Below are 7,744 nucleotides of genomic sequence, written 5' to 3'. Positions count from 1 at the left end.
GGCCAGGCCGCGGTGGAGGTACTTGCGCTGGTCGTCGTTGGCGGCCTTGCGGCCCTGGACGGTCAGGAGGTTTTCCTTGACCTCGATGTTCAGTTCTTCCGGACGGAAGCCGGCGACCGCGATCTCGACGCGGTAGGCGTTCTCGTCCGTGCGCTCGATATTGTAGGGCGGATAGCCGGCGGCGGCGTCGACGCGGGCGGTTTCCAGCAGGTCGGCCAAGCGATCGAAGCCGACGACCGAACGATAGAGCGGGGAGAAGTCGATGGTGCGCATGTTGAGCCTTCTTCAATAAGCAAGGTTGCGATGTGTCGGACGTCGCGCGAGCCGATCTGGCCTCGCCCAGTGTCCGGAAGGCCCGGATGTCCAGCGCCTTCGAGGTCTTAGGTGGGACCGCAGTTTTCAGGTTCAAGGGGTGTCGCAAGACGCCTTGTCAGGATCGCGCCGCGCTCTAGGCTCGCGCCCAATCCGAAACCAGCCGAGGCTCTCCCCAGATGTCCACCCGTCGATTTGTCCTGCTCGCCGCCGGCGCGCTGATCGTTCTCGCCCAGCCCGCCGCGGCGGCGGAAGACAAGGCGCTGCGGGCCGCCGTCGCCGGCGCCCAGCGCGGCGAGGCCCACGTGGCCCGAGACACCGCGCGCCATCCCTACGAGACCCTCGCCTTCTGGGGCGTGAAGCCCAAGCAGACCATCATCGAGGTCTCCCCGGGCTCCGGCTACTGGACCGAGATCCTCGGCCCCTACGCCAAGGCCACGGGCGGCGCCTACATCGCCACCGCCGCCGATCTGGCCAATCCGAAGATGACGGACGCCGGCCGCAAGAACCGCGCCGACTTCGAGGCCAAGTACGCCGACGAGGCGAAGTTCGGGAAGATCTCCTACGTCGGGTTCGGCCAGGTGTCGGGACCGCTCGGCGCGCCGGGCTCGGCCGACATGGTCATCACCGCCCGTAACATCCACAACTGGATGTGGACCGAGGGCGTTCTGGACAAGTCGATGAAGGACTTCGCGACGGTCCTCAAGAAGGGCGGGGTCCTGGCCGTCGAGGAGCACCGCGCCGATCCGACCCGCGACCAGATCGCCGACGCCCGCGACGGCTATGTGGGCACCGCCAACGTCATCGCCGCCGCCGAGAAGGCCGGCTTCAAGCTGGCCGCCAAGTCCGAGGTCAACGCCAATCCCAAGGACACCAAGGACCATCCCTTCGGCGTCTGGACCCTGCCGCCGTCGCGCTGGACCGTAGCGGGCGGGCGCAGCCAGGACCCGGCCTTCGACCGGGCCAAGTACGACGCCATCGGCGAGAGCGACCGCATGACCCTGCGTTTCGTCAAGCGCTAGGGCTGGAGCCACGCTTTGACCACCGTTCCGGGTCAGGATACTCGGGACGGTGGTTCCAGGCTGCGGGAAGGCTTCTCCCTTTGAATTCACAGGCTTTGCTTTCGCGCCGCGGCGCCTTGCTGAGCGCGTTCGCGCTGGCGGCCTGCGGTCGCAATGCCGAGGCCCCGCCGGGCGCTCCGCCCGAGGCGGCCATGACCCTCCAAGCCGCGGTGGCCGGAAGCTGGCGCTCGGCGGCCGACAAGGCCCGCGACCCCTGGCGCCATCCGGTGGAGAGCCTTGAGTTCTGGGGCCTGAAGCCTGGCCTGACCGTGGTGGAGTTCTGGCCCGGGGCGGGCTGGTACACCGACATCGTGGCGCCCTACCTGGCCGCCAACGGCGGCAAGCTCATCGCCGCCAATCTCGAGCCCACCGATCCGGCCTCGACCGAGATCGTGGAAGCCTTCCGCCACAAGCTGGAGGCCAACCGCAGGCTCTACGGCAAGGTCGAGATCGCCGCCTTCGGCGCCACCAGCGGCCCGGTGACGGCGCCGGCCACCGCCGACCTCGTGCTGTTCCTGCGCAACCTGCACAACTGGATGGCCGCCGGCGTCGTGGAGAAGGCCTTCCGCGACGCCTTCGCCGCCCTGAAGCCCGGCGGCGTCCTGGGAGTCGAGGAGCACCGCGCCGCGCCGGGCGGCGTGCAGGACGCCCTGGCCGCAGACGGCTATGTGGACCAGGCCTACGCCGTGCGCCTGGCGCAGGAGGCGGGGTTCGTGCTGGACAAGGCCAGCGAGATCAACGCCAACCCCAAGGACACGCGCAACCATCCCTTCGGGGTCTGGACCCTGCCGCCCGTGCGGCTCACCGCCCCGCGCGGCGAGCCTGAGGATCCGAGCTTCGACCGCGCCAAATACGACGAGATCGGCGAGAGCGACCGGATGACCCTGCGGTTCGTCAAGCCGGGCTAGCCCTCAGAGCTGGGTCTTGTAGCTCTCGATGATCACCTCGTCGCTAACTGGCGGCTTACCCATGTTGAGCTGGTCCATGACCATCTCGGCGCCGGAGGGCAGGACGCTGCGCTCGACCTGGGCCTCGGGGTCCCAAAGCCGGCCGCGCATGATCGCCTTGGGGCAGTGGAAGAAGGCCTCCTCGACGGCGATGGCGATCACCAGGCGGGGGATCTTGCCGAACTCCACGAACTCCCCGAGCAGTTCCGGCTCGTCGGTGGCGCTGGCGGCGCCATTGACCCGGAACACGTCGTCGAAGCCCGGGATCATGAACATCACCCCGATCCGCCCCGGTCCGGCCAGCAGGTTGCGCAGGGTGTCGAGCCGGTTGTTGCCCGGCCGGTCGGGCAGGTAGAGCGTCCGCCCATCCTCGCTGACATGGACGAAACCAGGCTCGCCGCCGCGCGGCGAGACGTCGATGGAGCCGTCGGGGCCCGCGGAACTGACAACACAGAACGGCGATAGGGCGATGAAGCTCTTCCCGTGCTTCTCCACGTGGGGCAGGGCCTTTTCGAGCACGAGCTTGCCGGGTGGCCGATAGATCCGGTCGAGGTCGGCGAGGTCCAGGGTCTTCACGGCGGCTCTCCAGTTGCGACGCGTTCGCAACTATGCGCTTGCAACCGGGCCTTGTCACCCTAGATGAACGGGGGCTCGCCCTAGGCGTCAGAAATGAGCCATCTTGTCCGCGCTAGAACGTCCGCGTCGCTTCACGCTAAAGGCTAGGCATGTTCCGCACGACCCTTTTCGCCGTCTTCGCGCTCGGCGCCTGCGCTGTCCCCGCCTTCGCCCAGGACGGCGCTATCCTGCCGGGCTACTGGGAGGTGACCAACAAGGTCACCGCCCTGGTCAGCCAGACCAAGACCGAGACCCGCTGCATCACCCCGCCGGAGGTGGCGAAGTTCATGCTGGGTCCGTCGAACCGGCACTACAAATGCGACTACCCCACGCGGATCTTCAAGAACGGCAAGATCACGCTCAAGGGCAAGTGCGCCACCAAGAACGGCCACACCGCGATGCTGGAGGCGACCGGCGCCTATTCGCCCACAACCTTCAAGATGGTGGCCGAGATCGACACCTCCTACGGCGCCCTGCCGATCAGCGGCAAGGCGACCACCGAGGCCAGGCGGATATCCGACACTTGTCCCACCCCGCCGCCGCCCAAGGCCGGTTGATCGGCGGGCGCCGTCCGGGTTTCGGAGCCGCAACCGGAGCGGCGCCGTTTACTTGACTCGCACGAGGGGCGAAGGTGCCGCTCCCTTGGGCGCGAGAGACGATCCCCGCATGGCCACCCTTCAAGACCTTACGCAGCGCGTGAAGAACGCCGTCGGCGAGGACGCCGGCCTGGGCAAGAGCTTCAAGATCGACCTGCGCGGCGAAGGCTTCATCCATATCGACGGCGGTGCGGTCACCAATGACGACAAGCCGGCCGACCTGGTCGTCTCCATCAAGCACGCCGACCTCGAGGCCCTGGGCCGCCGTCAGCTCGATCCGATGACCGCGGTCATGACCGGCCGGATGAAGCTCTCGGACATGGGGCTGGCCATGTCGCTGCAGCCCCAGATGCAAGCGCTGTTCGCCAAGCTGGGATGAGGCGACCGTGACCGCTCCCCTGATCTCCACGCCCGCCGCCCCGGTTCCAGCCGGCGGCGAGGCCGACTGGTTCAGCGGCGCCGGCGGCGCGCGCCTGCGCGCGGCCCTGTTCCCGGCCAAGGGCGCGGCCCGGGGCTCGGTGGTGTTGAGCGGCGGGCGCACCGAACCGATCGAGAAGTATTTCGAGGTCGTCGACGATCTGACGGCCAGGGGTTTCGTGGTGCTGGTCCATGACTGGCGCGGCCAGGGGTTGTCGCACCGGGACCTGGGCGATCGCCTGGCCGGAAACGCCGACGGCTACAAGGCCTTCCTGCACGACTACGAGGCCTTGCTGGCGGCCTACGGCCCGCGCCTGCCCAAGCCCTGGTACGCCGTCGGCCACTCCATGGGCGGCTGCCTGACCCTGCTGGCCCTCGCCCACGGACAGGCCCGCCATTTCGAGGGCGCGGCGCTCTCGGCGCCGATGCTGGGCATCCGCACCGGTGGTGTTCCGCTCGCCATCGCGCGCGCCCTGGCCGGCTTCAACGTGCTGCTGGGCCGCGCCGGGCGCTACGCCCGGCCGCCGTCGAACGCGCCGGAGACCTTCGAGACCAACGTGCTCACCCACGACCGTGTCCGCTGGTCGCGCAGCCAGGCCCAGGTCGCGGCCCATCCGGACTTGGCGCTGGGCGGCCCAACCTGGGGCTGGCTCGACTTCGCGTTCCGGGCTACCGGGTTCCTGGCGCAAGCAGGGAACTTGAAAAGCGTGACGATTCCGGTCGTCATCTGCTCGGCGGAACAAGACAAGCTTGTCGACAACAATGCGCAAAGGGCCGTGGCCGCGAAACTGCCGAAGGGCGAGTTCCTCGACGTGCCGGGCGCCTACCACGAAATCCTGATGGAGACGGACACCATGCGGAACATCTTCTTGCGAGCATTCGACGCTCTGACGGGGAAGTCGGCGACGCCGGCTCCCGCCGCCGCCGCCGCGCCCGCGCCGGCCGCCGTGGCTCCGACCCCGGCTCCGACACCCGCACCCGTTCCGGCGGCGGCGGCCGCGCCGGCTCCGGCCCCCGCGGCCGCGCCGAAGGCGGCCGCCAAGGCTCCGGCCAAGAAGGCGCCCGCCAAGGCCGCCGCGCCGAAGCCAGCGGCGAAACCAGCCGCGGCCAAGGCCGCTCCGTCCAAGGCGCCCGTCAAGGCGGCAGCCCCCCCGAAGGCGGCTCCGGCCAAGGCCGCGGCGAAGCCTGCCGCCAAGGCCGTGGCCAAGAAGACGCCGGCGCCCAAGGCGGCTGCGAAACCCGCCGCCAAGGTCGCCGCGAAGCCCGCCGCCGCCAAGGCCGTGCCCAAAGCAGCCGCGGCCAAGAAGCCGGCTGCGAAACCCGCTACGGCCACTGCCGCGAAGCCTGCCGCGGCGAAGAAGCCCGCGGCGGCCAAGAAGCCAGCCGCCAAGAAGTAGCTATTTGGCCGAACGGCGCAGGGCGACCAGGGCCTCGTCGAGGCAGGCCCGGTCGCCGGCGATGACGATCTGGCCGCCGTGCTGGCCGACGGGCTGTCCGCGCCAGTCGGTGACCAGGCCCCCGGCCCCCTCGATCAGGGGGATGGCGCTCTCGATGTCCCAGGATTTCAGGCCGGCCTCGATGACCATGTCCATCGTGCCCGCCGCGACCATGGCGTAGGCATAGGCGTCGCAGCCCAGCCGCGCGAGCCGGGCGGCGGCGCGGACCTGGGTCCAGGCGCCGAGTTCAGGCCCGTCGAAGCAGCCTTCCGGATCGGTCGTGGCGATGATGGCGTCGGTGAGCTTGGGGCAGGGCCGCACCTTGAGCGGCCGGGTGGTCCCCCGCGACATCAGCCGCGAGCCGCCGGCGTGGCCGATGTAAAGCTCGCCGAGATAGGGCTGGCCGATGGAGCCGAGGACGGGCTTTCCGTGGTGACGCAGGCCGATCAGCGTGCACCACAGGGGCAGGCCGGCGATGAAGGCCCGCGTGCCGTCGACGGGGTCCAGCACCCAGACGAACTCCGCGTCGGGGCGATCCTCGCCATACTCCTCGCCGATCACCCCGTGTTCGGGATAGCGGGCGGAGATCAGTTGTCGAATGGCGACCTCGGCGCCCTTGTCGGCGGCGGTGACGGGGTCGAAGCCCTTGGGCCCGCCCTTGTCCTCCAGGCCGTGGTCGGCGCGATAGAGCGGCAGGATGGCCGCGGACGACGCGGCGTTGAGCTCGATCAGGAAGCTGTCCAGCTCGGAAAGACGGCCGGCGGCGAGGATGGAGTCGGGCATGGCTCCCGCTTTACCTCGCCGCCGGTCCCCGCGAAATCCCCCCAGATCCGCGGGTCGCCAATGTCGCGTTGGGCTCAGGCGACGGGATGATCGCCATTGAGCGACTTGGCGAGGTCAAGGAGACGGCGGCGCGGACGCTCGCCGAGTTGGTAATAGGCGCGGATCAGGTCGAGGGTTTCCTTGCGGGCGAACATCTCGCCGCCGCCTTCGCCCTCGCCCGAGGTCTCACGCTGCGCGGCCTCGGCGAACCCGTCGTAGAAGTAGCCGACCGGAACCTCGAGGGCCTCGGAGAGCTGCCACAGGCGGGCCGCGGAGATGCGGTTGGCGCCGCACTCGTACTTCTGGATCTGCTGGAACCGTACGCCGCAGGCGCCGGCCAGTTGCTGCTGGGTCAGGCCCAGCAGCCGGCGACGCCGGCGGAGACGCTTACCCAGGTGAACGTCGATGTTGTTGCCCATGGGCTCCATCGCCCCCTCGCATCTGCTGCGCCGTCCCAAAACGAAACGGCTTGGGCTGAAATGCGCAAATCGCGCGCCAAGCGAGCGGGGTTCGCGTTGCGCGGAAGCGAAGGAGGCGACTACTACTGGGCATGACGCACGCTGCGCCCTCGCGAACGCAGGATATTCTCTGGCGCCTGGAGGCCGTCGCCTTCGACGTGGTGATCGCGTTCGCCCGCATCCTGCCCGTCGACGCCGTCTCGGACTTCGGGGCCTGGCTTTTCAAGGCCTTAGGTCCGGTGACCAGCGCGCACCGGGTGGCCGAGACCAATCTGCGGATCGTCTTTCCGCAGGCCTCCGACGCTGAGATCGGCCGCCTGCTGCGCGACCAGTGGGACAATGCCGGGCGCACCTTCCTGGAACTGCTGATCATGGACCGGATCATCAGCGATCCTGACCGGGTCGAGGTGGTGGGCGGCGCCCGTCTGCAGGAGATCGCGGCCCGGAAGGAGCCCGTTGTGTTCGTTTCGGGCCACTTCTCAAATTTCGAGGTGATGCCGGCGGTGATCGTGAATTCGCCGGTTGTCAGCCAGATCACCTATCGGGCGATGAACAATCCGCATGTGGAGGAACGGGTTCGCGACTACCGGTTCCGCTACGGGGTGCGGTATTTCGCGCCCAAGGGCGGCGACGGCGCGCGCGAACTCTTGGCGGCGCTGGGCCGCGGCGAGTCCGTGGCGCTGATGAACGACCAGAAGTTCAACGGCGGGGTGGCCGCGCCGTTCTTCGGACAGACCGTCCACACCGCCCCTGGCCCCTCCCGCCTGGCGCTGCGGTTCGGCACGGTGTTCCAGCCCATGTCGGTGCAGCGCAAACACAAGGCCCGCTTCCGCGTGGTCGTCCATGCGCCCATCGTCCTGGAGAGGACCGGCGACATGACCGCCGACATCGAGGCCGGGGTGCGCAAGGTCAACGCCTTCATCGAGGCCCAGGTCCTGGCGCGGCCAGCCGAGTGGTTCTGGACCCACAAGCGCTGGCCCAACGAGACCTACAAGCGGGTCCGCTGAGAGTGTCCGGACAGACAAGCCGCCCGTCCGGACGCGACGTCGATTGAAGCGCCGGCCAGCGGCGTCGAAGACC

10 protein-coding genes are annotated in these 7,744 nt (G+C 69.2%); 6 read left to right on the top strand and 4 right to left on the bottom strand.

All coding sequences use genetic code 11. The features are described from left to right. Nucleotides 1–273, bottom strand: a 273-nt coding sequence (locus Q8Q77_RS08575) for an Hsp20 family protein (protein ID WP_305583113.1), incomplete at its 3' end; no start/stop codon positions are given. Nucleotides 274–491: 218 nt separating this feature from the next. Between Q8Q77_RS08575 and Q8Q77_RS08570 the strand changes: the two genes are divergently transcribed. Together Q8Q77_RS08570 and Q8Q77_RS08565 are read left to right on the top strand one after the other, a co-directional pair. Further along, the gene (locus Q8Q77_RS08570) at nucleotides 492–1,334 is read left to right on the top strand and encodes a class I SAM-dependent methyltransferase (RefSeq protein WP_305583111.1); all 843 of its coding nucleotides are present in this window, start codon (nucleotides 492–494) and stop codon (nucleotides 1,332–1,334) included. A 191-nt stretch (nucleotides 1,335–1,525) separates the two neighbouring features. Next, on the top strand, nucleotides 1,526–2,281 hold the full coding sequence (locus tag Q8Q77_RS08565; protein WP_371130431.1) for a class I SAM-dependent methyltransferase: 756 nt from the start codon (nucleotides 1,526–1,528) through the stop codon (nucleotides 2,279–2,281). Between the two features lie 3 nt (nucleotides 2,282–2,284). Here Q8Q77_RS08565 and Q8Q77_RS08560 read toward each other — a convergent pair whose 3' ends face one another. Continuing rightward, nucleotides 2,285–2,896: an MSMEG_1061 family FMN-dependent PPOX-type flavoprotein gene (locus Q8Q77_RS08560; RefSeq protein WP_305583107.1), complete on the bottom strand. Its 612-nt coding sequence runs from the start codon at nucleotides 2,894–2,896 to the stop codon at nucleotides 2,285–2,287. Between the two features lie 149 nt (nucleotides 2,897–3,045). Here Q8Q77_RS08560 and Q8Q77_RS08555 point away from each other — a divergent pair, with 149 nt between their 5' ends. From Q8Q77_RS08555 to Q8Q77_RS20705, 3 genes are all read left to right on the top strand, one after another. Next, nucleotides 3,046–3,492, top strand: a complete 447-nt coding sequence (locus tag Q8Q77_RS08555) for a DUF3617 family protein (protein ID WP_305583105.1) — start codon at nucleotides 3,046–3,048, stop codon at nucleotides 3,490–3,492. A gap of 109 nt (nucleotides 3,493–3,601) precedes the next feature. After that, entirely contained in the window at nucleotides 3,602–3,910 is a 309-nt protein-coding gene (locus Q8Q77_RS08550; protein WP_305583103.1) for an SCP2 sterol-binding domain-containing protein, read from the top strand. 7 nt (nucleotides 3,911–3,917) lie between these two features. Beyond that, on the top strand, nucleotides 3,918–5,345 hold the full coding sequence (locus Q8Q77_RS20705) for an alpha/beta fold hydrolase (RefSeq protein WP_371130430.1): 1,428 nt from the start codon (nucleotides 3,918–3,920) through the stop codon (nucleotides 5,343–5,345). Here Q8Q77_RS20705 and hisN read toward each other — a convergent pair whose 3' ends face one another. Further along, nucleotides 5,346–6,167 carry a histidinol-phosphatase gene (gene hisN / locus Q8Q77_RS08540; RefSeq protein ID WP_305583101.1) on the bottom strand — a complete coding sequence of 274 codons (822 nt, stop codon included), beginning with the start codon at nucleotides 6,165–6,167 and terminating at the stop codon, nucleotides 5,346–5,348. Between the two features lie 74 nt (nucleotides 6,168–6,241). Beyond that, nucleotides 6,242–6,634: a helix-turn-helix domain-containing protein gene (locus Q8Q77_RS08535; protein ID WP_305583099.1), complete on the bottom strand. Its 393-nt coding sequence runs from the start codon at nucleotides 6,632–6,634 to the stop codon at nucleotides 6,242–6,244. 122 nt (nucleotides 6,635–6,756) lie between these two features. On the opposite strand from Q8Q77_RS08535, the gene Q8Q77_RS08530 reads away from it, so the two are divergent. Further along, nucleotides 6,757–7,671, top strand: coding sequence for a lysophospholipid acyltransferase family protein (locus tag Q8Q77_RS08530; RefSeq protein ID WP_305583097.1), 915 nt, complete (start codon nucleotides 6,757–6,759; stop codon nucleotides 7,669–7,671). Nucleotides 7,672–7,744: the final 73 nt, after the last annotated feature.

The organism is Phenylobacterium sp., assembly GCF_030698145.1.
GTDB lineage: Bacteria > Pseudomonadota > Alphaproteobacteria > Caulobacterales > Caulobacteraceae > Phenylobacterium.
This window is presented reverse-complemented; position numbering and strand designations above follow the sequence as displayed.